Source organism: Flammeovirga pacifica, from assembly GCF_000807855.2.
Classification (GTDB): Bacteria; Bacteroidota; Bacteroidia; order Cytophagales; family Flammeovirgaceae; genus Flammeovirga; species Flammeovirga pacifica.
Genome location: NZ_JRYR02000001.1, coordinates 3,859,961 through 3,877,414, shown reverse-complemented (window position 1 = coordinate 3,877,414; position 17,454 = coordinate 3,859,961). Strand labels below are relative to the sequence as shown.

The 17,454-nt window shown below is 32.3% G+C and carries 18 protein-coding genes; 9 read left to right on the top strand and 9 right to left on the bottom strand.

Annotated features, from left to right (window positions below; translation table 11 throughout):
• Window positions 1-8 precede the first annotated feature (8 nt).
• Window positions 9-641 carry a deoxynucleoside kinase gene (locus NH26_RS15215; protein WP_044227457.1) on the bottom strand — a complete coding sequence of 211 codons (633 nt, stop codon included), beginning with the start codon at window positions 639-641 and terminating at the stop codon, window positions 9-11.
• A 152-nt stretch (window positions 642-793) separates the two neighbouring features.
• Window positions 794-1,069, bottom strand: coding sequence for a hypothetical protein (locus tag NH26_RS15210; RefSeq protein ID WP_044227454.1), 276 nt, complete (start codon window positions 1,067-1,069; stop codon window positions 794-796).
• A gap of 555 nt (window positions 1,070-1,624) precedes the next feature.
• Here NH26_RS15210 and lpdA point away from each other — a divergent pair.
• The 3 genes from lpdA to NH26_RS15195 all read left to right on the top strand — a co-directional run bounded on the left by lpdA (window position 1,625) and on the right by NH26_RS15195 (window position 5,137).
• Window positions 1,625-3,028 (top strand): dihydrolipoyl dehydrogenase, encoded by a 1,404-nt coding sequence (lpdA, locus tag NH26_RS15205; protein ID WP_044227452.1) that lies wholly within the window; start codon window positions 1,625-1,627, stop codon window positions 3,026-3,028.
• Between the two features lie 106 nt (window positions 3,029-3,134).
• Window positions 3,135-3,584, top strand: coding sequence for a hypothetical protein (locus NH26_RS15200; protein ID WP_044227450.1), 450 nt, complete (start codon window positions 3,135-3,137; stop codon window positions 3,582-3,584).
• Between the two features lie 95 nt (window positions 3,585-3,679).
• Window positions 3,680-5,137, top strand: coding sequence for a hypothetical protein (locus tag NH26_RS15195; protein WP_044227447.1), 1,458 nt, complete (start codon window positions 3,680-3,682; stop codon window positions 5,135-5,137).
• A gap of 96 nt (window positions 5,138-5,233) precedes the next feature.
• On the opposite strand, the gene NH26_RS15190 is transcribed toward NH26_RS15195, so the two are convergent.
• Both NH26_RS15190 and NH26_RS15185 read right to left on the bottom strand, forming a co-directional pair.
• On the bottom strand, window positions 5,234-5,746 hold the full coding sequence (locus NH26_RS15190) for a DUF2480 family protein (protein ID WP_044227444.1): 513 nt from the start codon (window positions 5,744-5,746) through the stop codon (window positions 5,234-5,236).
• Between the two features lie 29 nt (window positions 5,747-5,775).
• Window positions 5,776-6,654 carry a hypothetical protein gene (locus NH26_RS15185; protein ID WP_044227441.1) on the bottom strand — a complete coding sequence of 293 codons (879 nt, stop codon included), beginning with the start codon at window positions 6,652-6,654 and terminating at the stop codon, window positions 5,776-5,778.
• A gap of 280 nt (window positions 6,655-6,934) precedes the next feature.
• Here NH26_RS15185 and NH26_RS15180 point away from each other — a divergent pair, with 280 nt between their 5' ends.
• Together NH26_RS15180 and NH26_RS15175 are read left to right on the top strand one after the other, a co-directional pair.
• A complete protein-coding gene (locus NH26_RS15180; RefSeq protein ID WP_044227438.1) occupies window positions 6,935-8,092 on the top strand; it encodes a murein hydrolase activator EnvC family protein in 1,158 nt (385 codons plus the stop codon).
• Between the two features lie 205 nt (window positions 8,093-8,297).
• A complete protein-coding gene (locus NH26_RS15175; protein WP_044227435.1) occupies window positions 8,298-8,789 on the top strand; it encodes a hypothetical protein in 492 nt (163 codons plus the stop codon).
• Between the two features lie 54 nt (window positions 8,790-8,843).
• Here NH26_RS15175 and gatC read toward each other — a convergent pair whose 3' ends face one another.
• Both gatC and NH26_RS15165 read right to left on the bottom strand, forming a co-directional pair.
• Window positions 8,844-9,131: an Asp-tRNA(Asn)/Glu-tRNA(Gln) amidotransferase subunit GatC gene (gene gatC / locus NH26_RS15170; protein ID WP_044227432.1), complete on the bottom strand. Its 288-nt coding sequence runs from the start codon at window positions 9,129-9,131 to the stop codon at window positions 8,844-8,846.
• Between the two features lie 65 nt (window positions 9,132-9,196).
• Entirely contained in the window at window positions 9,197-9,790 is a 594-nt protein-coding gene (locus NH26_RS15165; RefSeq protein ID WP_052432222.1) for a lysophospholipid acyltransferase family protein, read from the bottom strand.
• A gap of 404 nt (window positions 9,791-10,194) precedes the next feature.
• On the opposite strand from NH26_RS15165, the gene uvrA reads away from it, so the two are divergent.
• From uvrA to NH26_RS15145, 4 genes are read left to right on the top strand one after another with little or no spacing between them, the layout of a single operon-like run.
• A complete protein-coding gene (uvrA, locus tag NH26_RS15160; protein ID WP_139263099.1) occupies window positions 10,195-13,020 on the top strand; it encodes an excinuclease ABC subunit UvrA in 2,826 nt (941 codons plus the stop codon).
• Window positions 13,021-13,032: 12 nt separating this feature from the next.
• Window positions 13,033-13,593 carry an alpha-ribazole phosphatase family protein gene (cobC, locus tag NH26_RS15155; protein ID WP_158021946.1) on the top strand — a complete coding sequence of 187 codons (561 nt, stop codon included), beginning with the start codon at window positions 13,033-13,035 and terminating at the stop codon, window positions 13,591-13,593.
• Between the two features lie 2 nt (window positions 13,594-13,595).
• Window positions 13,596-14,339 carry a segregation and condensation protein A gene (locus NH26_RS15150; RefSeq protein WP_044227420.1) on the top strand — a complete coding sequence of 248 codons (744 nt, stop codon included), beginning with the start codon at window positions 13,596-13,598 and terminating at the stop codon, window positions 14,337-14,339.
• Window positions 14,326-15,456, top strand: a complete 1,131-nt coding sequence (locus tag NH26_RS15145; protein WP_044227417.1) for a hypothetical protein — start codon at window positions 14,326-14,328, stop codon at window positions 15,454-15,456. Before NH26_RS15150 ends, NH26_RS15145 begins: the two co-directional genes overlap by 14 nt.
• 21 nt (window positions 15,457-15,477) lie before the next feature.
• Here the strand turns inward: NH26_RS15145 and NH26_RS15140 are convergent, their stop codons facing one another.
• The 3 genes from NH26_RS15140 to tnpC all read right to left on the bottom strand — a co-directional run.
• Window positions 15,478-16,239 carry a hypothetical protein gene (locus tag NH26_RS15140; protein ID WP_044227414.1) on the bottom strand — a complete coding sequence of 254 codons (762 nt, stop codon included), beginning with the start codon at window positions 16,237-16,239 and terminating at the stop codon, window positions 15,478-15,480.
• Window positions 16,240-16,325: 86 nt separating this feature from the next.
• Complete coding sequence (locus tag NH26_RS15135) at window positions 16,326-16,784, bottom strand: hypothetical protein (protein ID WP_044227411.1); 459 nt, start codon at window positions 16,782-16,784, stop codon at window positions 16,326-16,328.
• 21 nt (window positions 16,785-16,805) lie between these two features.
• Window positions 16,806-17,454: IS66 family transposase (gene tnpC / locus NH26_RS15130; RefSeq protein WP_139263199.1), on the bottom strand; the 649-nt coding region annotated here is incomplete at its 5' end.

Below are 17,454 nucleotides of genomic sequence, written 5' to 3'. Positions count from 1 at the left end.
TTAGAGAATTATACTAGTGTTCCTGTTGGAGTTTTACGAATACGCATTGCAGATTCGATTGCAGAAGCTATGCGCTCAAAATCATGTTCATTTGATACAAAATCCACATCATTTACATCAACTACAACTAATCCACCTTTATCATAACCGTCGATCCACTCTTCGTAAAGGTCGTTCAAGTTTTGTAAGTATTCAGTTGGAATAGTCTTTTCGTAATCACGTCCTCTTTTTTCAATATTTCTTTGAAGCTTATCTATGTCAGCTCTAAGGTAAATTAATAGATGAGGAGGATTTGCTTTTGCTTCGTATAATTTTGATAAGGCTGTATAGTTTTCAAAATCTCTTTGATTCAATACGCCTGAACGTCTTAAATTTTCTGTAAAAACGTAAGTACCTTCATATAAAGAACGATCTTGAATAACAGGATTATCCACAGTAGCATCTTTAACTTGCTCGAACCGATGGTTTAAAAAGTAGGTTTGTAGGTGAAGCGACCATGTTTCCATATCCTGATAGAAATCTTCAAGATAAGGATTATTGACAGTACTTTCGTACAATGCTCTCCATCCAAAACGCTCTGAAAGTAGTCTAGTCAATGTTGTTTTTCCACAACCTATATTTCCTGCTATAGCGATATACATATAATTCTATTATAAGAAGTATGACGTGATTTTAATAAAAATTAATTTGGGTTTCTACTCAAATTAAACAAGGGTGCAAATATAAAATATTTGATTCGTGTAAAAAGATGATATTGAAGAAAGTCTGTTAAAAATACCAACTGACTTTAAAGCTAGTTAAATATAAAATATAACAGGGCAAATAATCCTGCTACAATCATAGCTCGAATAATAACAGGTTTCTTTTCAGTTCTTCTATGTCTCATAGCTGAGAAATCTAAACTATCCTGAATTCCCTTTATTGTTTTTTCTTTATCCTCTTGTTTTTGATACTTTTTGTAAAGTGCTTTATGACGTGCGTCTCTTTCCTCTTTATCAGCATCATAGTAACGGGTGGTAAAATCAAACTGTCTATAAGATAACAGTTTAAACATTGTAGGTCTCTTCATCTTCTTCTCTTTTTAACTCTCGCAATCAAACACATAAATTGCTGAATTTCAACTATTGACCGTTAAAGAAAATCAATTAACGGCTATTACAAAACTACTGAAAATATAGTATATGAAAAAGAGACCAAGCAGATAATATTATTATAGTGTCTTAAAATGATGACGTCTTATCGATCATTATTAGAAGAAAGTAATTTTCAATATGGAAGTAAATTTAAATTCCACTTCTCCAAAATTTCAATTGTGGCCCTATTCTTAAATGGTTAATACCATTTTTAAATTTTAAAACGATTAAACCTAATAGAGAGACTACACCCTATCATCTCTAGATCGTATTTATTTTCTTTTAAAAATATAGGATAATTTCACTCAATTTCCCCTCTTTTCAGAATCAATTCTGTAAACCCTTTTCAGAAACGTTTTTATTTTATACTTGAACGTGTATTTTTGCAGGGGATTTTATAATATTTCCATATTGAATGTATTTGATGATCATTTAAATGTGGGAAATCCTCAAAAACGAAAAACGAAAAATTATATATTAACAACAAAGTTATGTCAGCAACAAAATTTGATTTAATCGTAATAGGATCCGGTCCTGGTGGATACGTTGCCGCTATCCGTGCTTCTCAACTTGGTCTAAAAGTAGCCGTAGTAGAGAAAGCTGAAGTAGGTGGTATTTGCTTGAACTGGGGATGTATTCCAACGAAAGCTTTATTAAAAAGTGGTCAGGTATTTCAATACATCAACCATGCAAAAGATTTTGGTATTAATGTAGGCGAAGCTTCTGCTGATTTCCCTGCCATGGTACAAAGATCTCGTGGAGTGGCTGCTGGCATGAGTAAAGGAGTTGAGTTCTTGATCAAAAAGAACAAAATCGAAAAACTTCTTGGATTCGGTAAACTTGTAGGTTCAAAACAAGTAGAAGTTACTGACGCTGATGGTAACGCTACTGTTTATGACGCAGAACATATTATTTTAGCTACTGGTGGTAGAGCTAAAGAACTTCCTCATATCAAAATTGATGGTGAGAAAGTAATTGGTTACCGTCAGGCAATGACACTATCTGAGCAACCTAAGAAATTGGTTGTTATGGGTTCTGGTGCTATTGGTGTTGAGTTTGCTTACTTCTATAACTCTATCGGTACAGAAGTAACAGTAGTTGAATACCTACCTCGCATCGTACCTAATGAAGATGCTGATGTTTCTAAAGAACTAGAGCGTAACTTCAAAAAACAAGGTATTAAAGTATTGACTAATGCTGCAGTACAAACTGTAGATACTTCTGGTAATGGATGTGTTGTTACAGTAAAAGATAACAAGAAAGATAAAGAAACTACTATCGAATGTGATGTAGTTCTTTCTGCAGTTGGTGTTGAAACTAACTTAGAAGGTATCGGTCTTGAAGAAGTAGGTGTTGCTCATGACAGAGGAAAAGTTTTAGTAAATGATTACTACCAAACAAATATTCCTTCTGTATACGCTATCGGTGATATCGTTCAAGGTCCTGCTTTAGCACACGTTGCTTCTCATGAAGGTATTATTTGTGTAGAAAAATTAGCTGGATTAACTCCAGAACCAATGAACTACGGTAATATCCCAGGTTGTACATACACAGTTCCTGAAGTTGCATCTGTAGGTATGACTGAAGAAATGGCTAAAGAAGCTGGCTATGAAGTGAAAGTGGGTAAATTCCCATTCTCTGCTTCTGGTAAAGCATCTGCTTCAGGTCATAAAGAAGGTTTTGTAAAAGTAATCTTTGATGCTAAGTACGGAGAGTGGTTAGGATGTCATATGATTGGTTCTAACGTTACAGAAATGATTGCTGAGGCAGTTGTTGCTCGTAAATTAGAAGTAACAGGTCATGAGATCATCACAGCTGTTCACCCTCACCCAACATTATCAGAAGCGGTAATGGAAGCGGCAGCATTAGCATATGACGAGTGTATCCACTTGTAAGATATAAAGAAGATATAGTAATCTATATAAAAGTCACTGTTCCACATTTTGGGACAGTGACTTTTTTTATTAATTTCTTTCCCCTACAACAATTTACCCAAATATTATGAATAATTACTTCGCCCAAAAACTTATTATCATCAGTTTTCTTCTCTTCTCTTTTACTTCATTTGGTCAAAATAATACGGACCATCTAGATGATTCAGAAAGAAATTGGAATGATTTAAAATCATATGCTCTTAAAAGTCAATTGGAGCAACTAACCGACAATGAGAAATATGAGATTCTACAATTGAGAATCACTTTAAGAGAATTCGTTAATAAAGAATTAGAAATAATAGAAAACCTGAGTCAAAATTTACTTACAAACTTTGTGATTATTGAAGATCACTTTAGAAATGAATTTTTTGAACTAGACCTTCATTATCTAGATTATGATGATCAACATCCCGATTATAAAATCACTAAAGAAGAATGGGTTCAATTTCACACTGAAAAAATAAAAAATTACAAAATTTCACTTTACGATATTGAAATAGAAGACATGTATGATTGAAATCATATAATTTCACTAAATCTATGTGATGAATATTCTATTTAATAAAAATTCTTAATTTACCTTTGTAGCGTCACAAGAACTTATTTCATAGAATGCGATTTAAAATATCATTAACTTTTTTCACCCTTATTAGCTTAAATATTTGGGGACAAAATTTTGACTCTACAAAAGTCGAAAAGTCTCCTTCTCCTGCTATAGAAAAAACAGAATATCAAAAAACTGTAGATGTTTTTAAAAGAGGTATTCGCCTAGACTTAAACCAAGATAAAACTTCTTATTTCAAGTTTATACTTGGTATGCAATCTTGGTGGCGTTATGGAGAAACTAATCCTGGTTCAATCAATAAAATTACTGAAGAACCTATGGATCATTTTTCTGATTTTGCCATGAGACGTATACGTACCATGTTTTACCTTAATGTGGAGAATAAGTACCTGTTATTTGCTCAAATTGGAGCAACATCAGACGGTACCTATTCTGATATATACCAAAATGTATATGTCCACGATTTCCAAGGTCAAATTAGAATAGCACCAAAAAATTATTTTGGTTCAGGAATTCATTTTTGGCAAGGTCTTTCAAGGCTTTCTAGAGTAGGTTCTAATAACTACCTTATTTTAGATAATCCAGGATTTAACTTTCCTGAGGTAAATAGAACAGATGCTATTGTTCGTCAGATGGGAGTATTCTTTAGAGGTGTTACATTAGGTAAATTAGGTTATCAGATCTCTTTAAATAAACCTCTTATTACTGCAGATGCGGGTGCTCCATCTATTAGTGGAAAACCAATGTCTAAAACAGAAATGTTAGGTTTCGCTAATAGTCCTACTCCTCCAAGTGGAGTAAAAGAAGGAGAAACCTACCTTCTTAAACAGACGAACTACAATTACAATGGATATTTCTATTGGCAATTCTGGGATATCGAATCTCAATCTGTATCGGGAGCCTCACAGATGAATTACTTTGGACAGAAACGTGTATTTAATATTGGCGCCGGTTTTCAGTACCAACCGGGTGGAACAGCCACATACATTAAAGATGTAAATAATGATTGGGCACTTCAAGAAAATGATATCACTAAAGTTGCTGTTGACGCATTTCTAAGTTTACCATTAGGACATAAAGGCGGAGGAATTACCGCTTATGGTGTTTATTATAATTACCAATACGGTGATAATTATTTAAGAAATGCCAATGTTCTAGGAGGGTTTGCTTCTGGCGGAGATTCTCCTCAAGGTGCTGGTTTTGCTTTTTATTCTCACGGCACAGGACATATATTCCACACAGAACTTGCCTATACGCTACCTGAAACAATTTATAATTCAGAAAAGAAAATACAACCTTACGTAGGTCTTTCTTGGAAAGATTTAGAAGGATTAGACGAAGCCTCATGGCATGGCGACTTCGGTGTAAACTGGGCAATAATTGGTCAAAATGTAAAAGTAACGGCTAACTATTCACTTCGTCCAGTCTACATGATACAAGACAATAAAAATACAGTTGATCATCACGCAGGTTTATTTATAGCACAATTACAATTGAGAATCTGATAAGTGATTATCTGTACCATATTTATCCATTTTCGTTTTCAAAAAAAACACCTACTTTAATTAGTAGGTGTTTTTTTATACATCAATTTGTATACTTTATTTTTGTCTCGGTTTTTTATAAATAGGCACTGTACTACAAGGCTCTCCAAACATAATAGTCTTAGCTATTGGTCTTAATTTCTCTGTTATATTTAAATATGCAGAAGTAGGTACAGCTTCTTTAGAACAACCTTTAATTACTATAGGTTTATCCTCTAAACTTGACGTATCTAAATTTTTAATCGCTTTTTCAAAAAGAGCTTCTTCTAATCTATCAAGGTCACCGAACACAATAGTTTCTGCATACTTTTCGAACCTTGTTGTCAGTAACATATAAGCCCATGTTGGTATAATTGCTTCTGTCGAACATGTAATTGCAATATGTTTACCTTCATAAATACTCCAATCATGTTCTTTTAAGAATAACCTAAAATCTTTTTCACGAAGTACAATACCTTGAAAAAGTTGATCTTTAATATCGAATAGCACCCTATCTCCTTTGGGTTTAATATCTTCTAAATCGAAAGAAACCAAAGCACTTTGTGCAACTCTATTTACTATTTCATCCATTTTAATAATGATATATCGTTTACAAAAGATTATGGTAAAGTTCGTAAATCTTTTTCATAAAAATCATGAACTAAGGATTCACCTCTAAATTGATATTTAAATCTACTTAGACCAACATTTAAAACGCTACCATTGTTTTCACAAGAATGACCAAAATCAATAAAGTCTAATTTGTTTTTATTGATAATTGACATGAAAATAGCATCTAATACCTTATATTTCCTTCCTTCTTCTGAATTGACAGAATATTGGACCTTACATACTCTTTCTGTTATAAATAATAATGCTCCTCCTAAGAGAATCCCATTTCTATAACCCCCAATTAAACAAATATTTTTAGAGAAAAGTGTTTTTAATAATTGTAATTCTACTAAAGAATGAGTTGGATTGACAGTATGCCTTTTATTCAGATTAATATTTAATAAATTCCAAAATTCAGATAAATCATTACTTTCCCTTACCTCAACACCTCCCCTCTCTGCTATTTTTAAATTTTTATTTCTACTTCTATCTATAGAAACTGTGTTATTAATATTAATAATTGTACTAAAATCCCTCCTTATTAATTTCCAATCATTTTTAAACAATGCATAAACATCTTCTTCCCCTTGCTCTGATTTATATACATAAGGTGTCACTTTATAGTTTAATTTAAAGACACCTTTTAATTTATAGTATTCCTCAATGAGACTAAGAATTACAATAACTTTTTGAACGAATGTTCTTGGTCTATATAGCAACCCTCCAAATGTTACCCCAGCATGAGAGGTAATAATCTTTGCTGATATAGTAGCAGGAAATAAGGCTACAATTTTTGATTTATCATCTCGAACAATCAAAGAATAGTCCTTAAACCTATCTTTATGATATTCTAAAAAGTCTCTTTGAAAGAAAAAATGTTGCTGCATACATTTTAATGCAAAATCATCCCATTCCTTTTTATTCTTAGAGGTGTATCGTTCTAAAGTATATGTATTTATCAAACTATCTTAACTATTGAGGTTACCTTATTGGTATTGATTTCCAATAAAAAATTCAAAACTCTTGAGTATCTAAATATATTGGAAAGTTAATATTTTTTGATTGAACTATTAGAGTACGGAATCAAATTTGTATATTGATTAGCACCTATAACACTCAGGGAATGACACTCCCCTTTCTAATTTTTTGAGATTTTATTAGTAGTAAATGCGTTTATTTACCATCCTATTCCTGACTTGTATATTACAGTCAATTTATGCGCAAGAGAGCGTTCAAGAGGCTAAAAACAAAATAGCCAAAACGACCGCTATCTTACAAAATACTACGGATAAAAAAGAATCCTCTTTAAGTGAATTAAATGATATTGAAGCTCAAATTCAAGGACTAGAACATTTACTTCATCAAATAAACAACAGAGTAATTATTACAAAAAAAGAAGCATTATTGGCCTCTCATAATATAGATTCTCTAAGTAATAAAGTTGAAATCTTAAAGCAAGAATATGCTCAATTAGTATATGCTTCCTATAAAACCGGAGGCGATTTTGAGCAATTAGCTTATTTATTAGCCAGCGAAAACTTCTCTCAATTTGTACGTAGGGCAAGCTACCTTGAACACTATAAAGAGATTAGAAAGAAACAAATTATAGAAATTGAAAGAACTCAAGCATTACTTGCTAATAAAAAAGTGGAATTAGAAGCTAGAAACAAGGAAGAAGAAACTTTACTTGCAGAAGAAAAAGCACAGCTAACTGAATTAAGGTTATTAGAAAAAAAACAAAGTGATTTAATTGCTGACTTAAGGAATAAAGAAGAATATTTAAAGAATCAATTAAACCAAGAAAGAGAAGGACTTGCAGAAATTCAACGCCAAATGTTAGCGATGACTACAGAGATTAAAACAAAAAAAGCACTTACCAAAAGTGAAAAAGTGGTGGTCGATAATACTTCAAAATCTTTTAATGAATTAAAAGGAAAATTACAATGGCCCGTAACAGAAGGTGTCATTACTAATAGATTCGGTATTCGCCCCCATCCTGTATTAGAGGGAGTCACTATCGAAAATCACGGAATAGATATAAGAGTAAAGAAAAATACAAAGATAAAAACAGTTCATCAGGGTGTTGTTACCGCAGTATCTAAAGTACCTAACCTTCAAAATGTGGTGGTTCTACGTCATGATAATTACTTTACCGTCTATTCTAAATTATCAAAGGTCTATGTCAAAAAAGGAGATCGATTACCTTTAAATAAATCTATAGGGGTTGTAGCTAAAAATAAAGACGGTTTCTATGAAGTTCAGTTTCAAATATGGAATACTGATAATCAAAAATTGGATCCAGAACAATGGTTAATCCAAGATTAATTTCTCAAAATCCCCCCTTTTTTTATTGATCTAATAATCAATAAACTCATATGATGTATTCATTTTTTGATCAATTAAATCTTAAATAATCTTTAATCTTCATCAATTATAATTACATTTATTTGATTTTTACTTTTTTTAAGAGTTTAAAAGCCAACTCATAGAAAATAATCTCGTTCAATCTGAGACAACAAATAATTAAAACATGAAAAAATTCTTATTCACTATCTTCGCTTTACTAGCAACTGTTAGCCTTTACGCTCAAACTCCTGCACTTACTGCTTCACCTCAAGGTCAAAATATGGACTTTGAGCAAATTAAGACATTAATCAAAGCAGAGAAAAGAGGTGTTTTGAAAGAAAACATGAACTTAGCTGAAGACGAAAATGATCTTTTTTGGCCTGTTTATGATAAATACGAATACGAAAACAGTCAGCTAATGAATCAGCAATACGCTTTACTAAAAGAATATGCTGAAAACTTTGAAACTCTTGATGAAAAAAGAACAGATGAGTTAATGAAATTAGCGATGAAGTTGAATAAAAAAGAAATTGACTTAAATGCTAAATATTACAAGCAAATGAAAAAAGTAGTTTCTACTCAAACTGCTGCTCGTTTTGTTCAAATCATGGGTCAATTAAATACAGTAATCGATTTAAGTATGACACAAGAACTTCCGTTAATCAATAACTTGTAATACGGAGTGATTATAAATAAAAAGACCTTGAAGTGATCGCTTCAAGGTCTTTTTTTATTCTAATACTTTTGGTACTCTAAAGAAGTCCGCATCTTTCTTAGGTGCGTTTTTTAAAGCATCCTCATGAGATAATGTTTTTGCTGCATTGTCTTCTCTCCAGACAGATTGTTCTCCTGTCATATGGGTCAGTGGTTCTACACCATCGGTATCAACCTCTTCTAATTTAGCAACCCACTCCACAATATCGTTCATGCTTTTCAGCATTTTCTCTTCTTTGTCTTTGTCCAAATCTAGTCTAGACAAATGAGCCATTTTTTCTAATGTATCTTTATCAATAATCATAATTACAAATCAATTATTTATCAATATCTCACAAATTAAGTCTTTTTATTGATAAAATATCAACACTACTCACCTTTTGATGATAAATACTCTTGTGGATAGTGTTTTTTCAGTTCATTCTCAATCACCGACTTCGTTTTATTTTTTAATTGCCCAATATCTTCTAGAGTAAGTCCCTCTGTCGAAATAGGAGCATGTTGTACCAATAGCAAAGGGGTCCATTTTAAATATGGGCTTAATGATGGCCAAATTTTCCAATTACTAACAATGGTAATAGGTACAATCGGTTTTTGTGCTCTAATTGCGATGATATATGCTCCATCCTTAAACGAATTTAAAACTGGAGGTTTTCTATTTTGTGTTCCTTCTGGAAAAATTCCTAAACTATATCCTTCTTCTAATGTTGCAATAGACTTTTGAAATAAATCTTCGCTTTTCTTATGGTTATTTCTATCGACTGTGATATGAATGTTTCTGAACATCCAACCAAAAATAGGTATTTTCCCTAGGCTACTTTTTCCTAAAAAAATAACAAGTTGATCTACTACAAGTTGAAGAGCTGGGATATCTAAAAAAGAGGTATGATTGCCAATAAATACATAAGATTGTGACTTAGATAATTCTACTTCTCTTTCTCTTTTGATAGGTATCAATATCATGAAATAAGTATAATAAGCCCACAACTTATTGAGGTAATAGGTAAATGGCAGGATCTTTCTGTTAGGAACCCAAATAACTATGGCAAACAAAGGATACAATATCAACAAGCCTAACAAAAATATGCTAGCCCCCCAGATTTTGTAAAGTCTTAATAAAAACATCTTCTAACTTTATGTATTATAAATGATGACTTTAATATATTAATCATCAGCATAATAGTTGAATATAGTAAATATGATAGTTTAATGAAACATTACAAAAATGAGATATTTTTTTAAATGATGAATAAACATTCAATAATTTTTTAAGCAAATCACAATATATTTTCGGCATTTTTGATGTATAATTGATGCATTTCTCTAATTTTATAATCTGTATATTATACATCATCCATCAGCTTTTTATGCGATCAGTAGACCAACTCAATCCCAAAGAATACATTATTGTTAAAGGAGCCAAAGTCAACAACCTAAAAGATGTTGACGTTTCTATTCCTCGTAATAGCTTTGTTGTTATTACCGGGGTATCAGGATCAGGGAAATCCTCTTTAGCTTTTGATACACTTTTTGCTGAAGGGCAAAGAATGTACGTTGAAAGTTTAAGCTCCTATGCACGACAATTTTTGGGAAGAATGGAAAAACCTGAGGTGGAATACATCAGGGGTGTTTGTCCTGCCATTGCTGTAGAACAAAAAGTATCTACAAAAAACCCAAGGTCAACAGTTGGTACTACTACAGAGATCTATGATTATCTCAAATTACTTTTTGCTAGAGTAGGGAAAACATACTCTCCTATTTCTGGAGAGATTGTTAGTAAATCTTCCGTCACAGATATTGTTAATTATATCTACACCTTCGGTGAAAGTACTCGTTTTATCATTTCTTGTCCTTTAAGAATTCCTGAAGGACGTGAACCAAAAATTGCTCTTAACTTACTTCTCCAACAAGGTTTCACTAGAGTGATAGCCGATGGACAAATTGTTTACATAGAGGAATTGGTAGAAAGTATAGAAAAAGGTGATAAAATTGATTTTGAAGCCTTAGAAATGCTAATAGATAGAAATGCTGTTAAGAAAGAGGACGAAGAAAATCAGTTTAGAATAGCAGACTCAGTTCAAACTGCGTTATTTGAAGGAGTTGGTGAGTGTAGAATAGAAATTATACAGAAAGGAAAAAAGAAAATCAGCACCACATTCTCAGATAAGTTTGAAGCTGATGGGGTAATTTTCGAGGAACCAAGCGTTAATCTATTTAGCTTTAACAACCCTTACGGCGCTTGTAAAACATGCGAGGGTTTTGGTAAAGTATTAGGAATTGATCCTGACTTAGTAATTCCTGATAAATCTCTATCCGTTATCGATGATGCTATTATGCCTTGGAGAACTGAAACCATGAAAAAATGGATCAAACCTCTGACAGATAATGCACATGAAAACGGTTTCCCGATTTTCAGGTCGTACAACGAACTTTCTGATGATGAGAAAGACATACTTTGGAATGGTAAAGGAAAGTTCAAAGGCATCAATAAGTTTTTTGATCATTTAGCATCAAAAACACATAAAATTCAATACCGTGTCATGCTATCTAGGTATAGAGGCCGAACAGTATGTCCTGATTGTCACGGATCAAGATTAAGAAAAGATGCTTCTTATGTTAAAATCAATGGTAAATCTATCGTTGATGTAGTATTAATGCCAATTGAAGAATCAAGCATCTTTTTCAATCAAATTGAATTAAACAAACACGAACACAAAATTGCAGATAGATTATTGGCAGAGATCAAAAATCGTTTGCAATACATGAATAAAGTTGGTTTAGGTTACCTTACCTTAAACCGATTAACAAGCACTCTATCTGGGGGAGAATACCAAAGAATTAAATTAGCTACCTCTTTAGGTTCTGCTTTAGTAGGATCAATGTACATTTTAGATGAACCTAGTATTGGATTACACCCACGAGATACTCAGAACCTCATTGTGGTGTTAAAAGAGTTACAACGTTTAGGTAATACAGTAATTGTAGTAGAACACGAAGAAGAAGTAATGCGTGCTGCTGATGAGATTATTGATATTGGCCCCGATGCAGGTAGTTATGGTGGTCATCTTCAGTTTCAAGGTAGTATCGAAGAAGCCATTGCTACACCAGATGTGTCTCACACGACTCGTTATCTTAGTGGTTTATCAAGTATACCAACTCCAGAAACTAGAAGAACTTGGAACGAATATATTGAAGTAATTGGGGCTAAAGAAAATAACCTCCAAAACATCAATGTGAAATTCCCATTGGGAGTTATCACCTGTATCACTGGCGTTTCGGGTAGTGGAAAATCCACTTTAGTGAAAAAGTGTCTTACCCCTGCCTTAAACCGAGCATTAGGAAATCATACAGATGAAAAAGCAAAAATAGATCGAATTGATGGCAACATCAGTAGTATTACAAAAGTGGAGTTTGTTGATCAGAATCCTATTGGTAAATCTTCTAGATCAAACCCTGTGACTTATGTAAAAGCATACGATCCGATAAGAGAACTTTTCTCAAAGCTACCTTTATCGACCAACAGAGGTTACAAACCTGCATTTTTCTCTTTTAATGTAGATGGAGGACGTTGCGAAACTTGCCAGGGAGAAGGAACGGCAAAAATTGAAATGCAATTTATGGCTGATATCTTCCTACCTTGTGAAAGTTGTGGAGGTAAGCGTTTCAAAAATGAAATTCTTGAAGCCAAATATAACGACAAAAGTATTTCTGATATCTTAGAATTAAGTGTTGACGAAGCAATAGAATTCTTTGCAGGTCAAAAGAAAATAATTCAAAGATTACAGCCATTACTTGACGTTGGATTAGGTTATATCCAATTAGGACAATCTTCAAATACTTTATCTGGAGGAGAAGCACAAAGAGTAAAATTGGCTTCTTTCTTAGCTAAAGGTACGCTAAAAGAATCTGAGAGAGTCCTTTTTGTTTTTGATGAACCTACTACGGGACTTCATTTCCAAGATATAGACAAATTAATGAAAGCCATTAATGCTTTAATTGATAAAGGACATACCGCTATTATTATCGAACACAACGTTGAAGTTATTAAAACTGCAGATTGGATGATTGATATCGGTCCTGAAGGCGGAAAAAATGGCGGAGATATTGTATTTGAAGGAACACCAGATGAAATCATTAAAACTAAAAATGGTTTTACAGCAGGCTATTTAAAAGCAGCGATGGAAACTAAATAATATACTATGAGCATGACTATCTATCTTGTTCGACATACAACCCCAGATGTTGAGGCAAGTAAAATTTTGTACGGACAAACTGATTTAGATTTAGATATTAATTTTGAACAAGAAGCAAAAGATGTTCAAGAATTAATTGGTGATGTTATGCTTAGTAATATCTATTACAGTCCTCTGAAACGATGTAAACTACTAGCAAGGAAACTAAATGGTGATTTAAGAATAGAAGACCCTCGTTTATTTGAAATTAGTTATGGTGATTGGGAAATGAAAACTTTCCAGGAATTAGGCAATGAATTGAAAGAGTGGACCAAATACTTTGACCATAAAGCTGCTCCCAATGGAGAATCTTTGATGGATGTAAAATCTAGATTATGTGATTTTTGGCAAGACAATATTTCATATGATGAAGGTAAAAGTATTGCTATTGTTACTCATGGGGTTGTAATGAGAATTATTTTATGCTACTTACTAGAAATGCCTTTAAAGAATCTCTTCCGCATTCAATTTGGTTTTGGAAAAGTAATTAAAATTGAACTTCAAGAGTCTGGAAAGACTAAAGTAAACATATAACAATGAGCTTCGAGATTAAAATCCCAATATTTGAAGGACCTTTTGATTTACTTCTTTTCTTTATACAAAGAGATGAATTAGATATTCATGATATTCCTATTTCTAATATCACCAATGATTTTATGGGTTACATGAATGAAATGGAACGTCTGAATATAGAATTGGCTAGTGATTTTATTGTTGTAGCAGCTACTCTGATGCGTATTAAGGCAAAAATGCTTCTCCCTAGAGTAGAAAAAGATGAAGAAGGAAATGATATAGACCCAAGAGATGAGTTAGTAAAACATCTTTTGGAGTATATGAAATATAAGTCTGTTCTTCAAACTCTAGAAGAATGGGAAATAGAGATGTTAAACCGTGAAAAAAGAGGAAACATCCAACAAGAAGTCGCTGAGAAAGAAAAAGAAATTGGTGTAGAAGCCGAACTACAGAACGTAGATTTATTTAGCCTTCTAAAGTTTTATCAAAGTGCTTTAAAGAAACTTGATGCTCAAGAAAATGCACCTAGACATCAAGTAGTAAAATACCCCTATTCTCAAGAAGATCGTCAGAATGATATCATGGTGACTTTAAAAACTAAACAAAAGTTTAGTTTTATGGATTTGATCAAAGCTGATTTTAATAATGTAGCAATTGTTTTTAATTTCCTAGCCGTATTAGAACTTCTCTCTCAAAATAAAATAACAATCGAAGTACACGAAGGATTTAATAACTTTGATATTAAACGACTAGATGAAGCTGCTTGATTATTTTAAAAATCAAAGACTTAATTTCAACTACCTATTGTTCTTATGGGTTAGTATACATCTTATATTATGGTTTAAAATAGGGCCTAAAGAAGGTGCTGATACTTCATTTTATATATCAATTGCAGATAACATATTAAATGGGAAATGGTTATTTGACCGAAGCTTATGGTATAGTTCTTACGGATTATTTATTAGTATTTTCAGATTTTTCACAGAAGATATAAGCCCTATTATTCTAGGGCAGCTTTTCATAAATCTATTGAGTGGATATTGTTTTTATCAACTATTAATTGATAGAACTCAAAAAGAATATATCGCTTTTTTAGGAACCGCAACTTACTTGTTCTTCCCAATTTCAATAGAATGGCATTATATCGTTTATGGAGAGTCCTTTTTTACTTCCTTTACTATTCTATTTTTTTATTGTTATATCAAAAAAATTCACCGAATAGCTTTACCTCTATTATTTTTTACATTTTTCATTCGACCAATCGGTATTATTTTTTTATCCGCTTTAATTATCTCTAAAATTTATTTCTTGTATAAAAATGAAATTAATTATCGAAGAACTATCCTAGTGGGATCTTCATTAATATTCTTCTTTCTTTTGTGCGTTATTAATAAAATGCTGCAGTTTTATGGCCCTTTGATGATAGATGGATATTTAAATGCCGAAATTATTTACCCTAAACATACATTGGGTATCTCTCCTTTAGAAAACCCTTACCTTCCTTCTAATCAAGAAAATATAATCATTCAAATTCTACTTACTTTTTTTGGCAATTTTGGTTATATGGTCAAATTAATGGTTATTAAATCACTTTTATTTTGGGGAAATATGAAGCCCTATTACTCTTTCACTCACAACCTAATCATTGCTTTTACTCTATATCCACTTTATTTTTTATTGATTAAAAACAATTTCAATAAAGACCATTGGACATTTATATCTACTTCTTCCCTTTTGTACATACTGTTTCAAGGAGGCGTTATCTCACTCACATCAGAAAATTGGGATGGTCGTTTTCTTTATCCATTAATCCCTTTTTTGATATACTTGAGTACAAATTCATCAATAAAAAAACCTGTTTTGAAAAAATCAAAACAGGCTTAACTATATATAATAATCTACTAATTATTTAACTAAACGAAGATCCTTCATTGGAATACTAAAATCCTCTTCTCCTATTCTATAATTTATAGTCTCATCTCTTTTATCATATCTAACATACATATACTCAGCAGACGCGTTAGCACTTTCTACTAAATCTGCTCTATTTGCTCCAGTAAAAGTGATTTTACATTCTACATACTCGTCTGCGAATGTGTGTTGATATCCAAACTTAAAAGTTTGCCCTATCAAATTACTTGGAATTTCTTGATCATATGGTCTTTTTTCATCCATATGATATTGTGCTTCTCCTTTTAGCCAAAAATTATCTAATTTTTTACCGTCAGATGTTACATCAGCAGCTGTTTGTTCTTTAATTGATACAGCTGTTGTAGTTTCTACAACACTTTTGGAGTTTTCTTTAACAATACCTTTATCTTTTATTGGAAGTGATTGAAGTCCCTTCTCTTTTTTACTCTTCCATAACTCATCTTCATTTTTATTGGTCTTATTAAATTTAGATGATAATTTATCTGTTACTTTTGAAGACCCTTCTTCTGGTGATTTCGTATCTGTACTTGAAGTAGAAGTAATTTCTTCTTTGTCTTGTGTTTCCGGTTTTGCTACTTGATCCGGATTTTGTGTTTCGGTTGAATCTACAACTGCTGCAGTTGGAGTTTCCACTTTTGGTGTTTGAGCTACTGGCTCAGGATCTTTATCCTTATTACAAGAAGCTAACGATAATAAAATAGCTAAAGGTGCGATGAATTTGATTGAGTTTTTCATGATAATTTTAGTCAATTAATATTTTAAGAAGATGATTTATTTGATCTAGTTTCACGAGTTTATTTTTAAACACATGAGTAAAGAATTTATTTTTGTATACTCTTTAATTCTTTTACTGGGCAAGAATAAGTGCGTCCCATAGCGATAAATGAAATCGTTTTTGTCTTCTCAGAATAGTCAAAAGAAAGATAGTCGTTACCGTAATCTCTCATTGTACCATCATTATCTGTTAATCTAATAGCTACTTTGATATAATCTTTTGATAAAACTAAAAATTCAACATGAGATATAAAATCAGTAGTTCTTTGGTTAAATGCATAATAATTACCTGTCATAAAAAAACCGTCAGGTACTGGTTTCTGAGTCTCCAAATACTCTTTGTACTCTTTACTTTGCATATAGGTAGACATAGTTTTCTTTATATCTTGCTTTTCCTTTATAGGAGTTATTGAAGTTCCTTTTAATCCATTGTCTTCTTGAGGTGTTTCATCCGTAGTTGAAGTTGTTGCAGCTACTACTTCTTCTTTATCGTAAGCAGTCGGCAAACCCGCACTTGTCTACACCAACTATTTAACAGGCAGTAGTTCCTCTAGTTTATTGATAGGGTAATCATCAATAATCTCAAGTGTATTTTTCAGCCATTGATAGGGTTCTACGTCATGCATTTTTGCTGTAGCGAAAAAGGAATAAAACATTGCAATTTGTGCAGCACCTTGTTCATTACCTGCAAACATATAGTTTTTTCGACCTATTGCAAGTGGTCGGATTTTATTTTCGATAGGGTTATTATCAATGAGAAGTTCACCGTTCTTGAGATATTCACGTAATCCTTTTTCATGATTGAGAAAGTAAGTAATAGCTACACCAATATCAGTTTTAGGTAATACCTTTTGCTCCTTTGCCCATTGGAAGAGCTTATTAATAATTGGAGTAGCATATTTTTCTCTCTCTAATTGAATTTCTTCTGCTTTTGTATCTGGTTGAAACGTTTTTTCTAATTCATAGAGCTTTGAGATAAGGTTAACTACTTCGGAAGCGGGTTTATAGCCCCCTTTATAGGCCTTAAAAAAGTATCGACGTGCGTGTGCCCAACAATTTAAATGTGTAATTGCTGTAGTGTTTTCAAAATAATCATACCCTTTATAACCATCGGTTTGGGCATAACCTTTAAAATCTCCAAGGTGTTCTTTCAGATATTTCCGATCTCTTCCATTG

What these genes read in the sequence shown, in the direction of transcription:
- NH26_RS15165 (WP_052432222.1), bottom strand. Translation starts at nt 9,790, where the DNA reads ATGATATTGATACCTATCAAAAGAGAAAGAGAAGTAGAATTATCTAAG.
- cobC (WP_158021946.1), top strand. Translation starts at nt 13,033, where the DNA reads ATGACTATCTATCTTGTTCGACATACAACCCCAGATGTTGAGGCAAGT.
- lpdA (WP_044227452.1), top strand. Translation starts at nt 1,625, where the DNA reads ATGTCAGCAACAAAATTTGATTTAATCGTAATAGGATCCGGTCCTGGT.
- NH26_RS15185 (WP_044227441.1), bottom strand. Translation starts at nt 6,654, where the DNA reads ATGCAGCAACATTTTTTCTTTCAAAGAGACTTTTTAGAATATCATAAA.
- uvrA (WP_139263099.1), top strand. Translation starts at nt 10,195, where the DNA reads ATGCGATCAGTAGACCAACTCAATCCCAAAGAATACATTATTGTTAAA.
- NH26_RS15215 (WP_044227457.1), bottom strand. Translation starts at nt 641, where the DNA reads ATGTATATCGCTATAGCAGGAAATATAGGTTGTGGAAAAACAACATTG.
- NH26_RS15175 (WP_044227435.1), top strand. Translation starts at nt 8,298, where the DNA reads ATGAAAAAATTCTTATTCACTATCTTCGCTTTACTAGCAACTGTTAGC.
- NH26_RS15195 (WP_044227447.1), top strand. Translation starts at nt 3,680, where the DNA reads ATGCGATTTAAAATATCATTAACTTTTTTCACCCTTATTAGCTTAAAT.
- NH26_RS15210 (WP_044227454.1), bottom strand. Translation starts at nt 1,069, where the DNA reads ATGAAGAGACCTACAATGTTTAAACTGTTATCTTATAGACAGTTTGAT.
- gatC (WP_044227432.1), bottom strand. Translation starts at nt 9,131, where the DNA reads ATGATTATTGATAAAGATACATTAGAAAAAATGGCTCATTTGTCTAGA.
- NH26_RS15190 (WP_044227444.1), bottom strand. Translation starts at nt 5,746, where the DNA reads ATGGATGAAATAGTAAATAGAGTTGCACAAAGTGCTTTGGTTTCTTTC.
- NH26_RS15200 (WP_044227450.1), top strand. Translation starts at nt 3,135, where the DNA reads ATGAATAATTACTTCGCCCAAAAACTTATTATCATCAGTTTTCTTCTC.
- NH26_RS15145 (WP_044227417.1), top strand. Translation starts at nt 14,326, where the DNA reads ATGAAGCTGCTTGATTATTTTAAAAATCAAAGACTTAATTTCAACTAC.
- NH26_RS15140 (WP_044227414.1), bottom strand. Translation starts at nt 16,239, where the DNA reads ATGAAAAACTCAATCAAATTCATCGCACCTTTAGCTATTTTATTATCG.
- NH26_RS15150 (WP_044227420.1), top strand. Translation starts at nt 13,596, where the DNA reads ATGAGCTTCGAGATTAAAATCCCAATATTTGAAGGACCTTTTGATTTA.
- NH26_RS15180 (WP_044227438.1), top strand. Translation starts at nt 6,935, where the DNA reads ATGCGTTTATTTACCATCCTATTCCTGACTTGTATATTACAGTCAATT.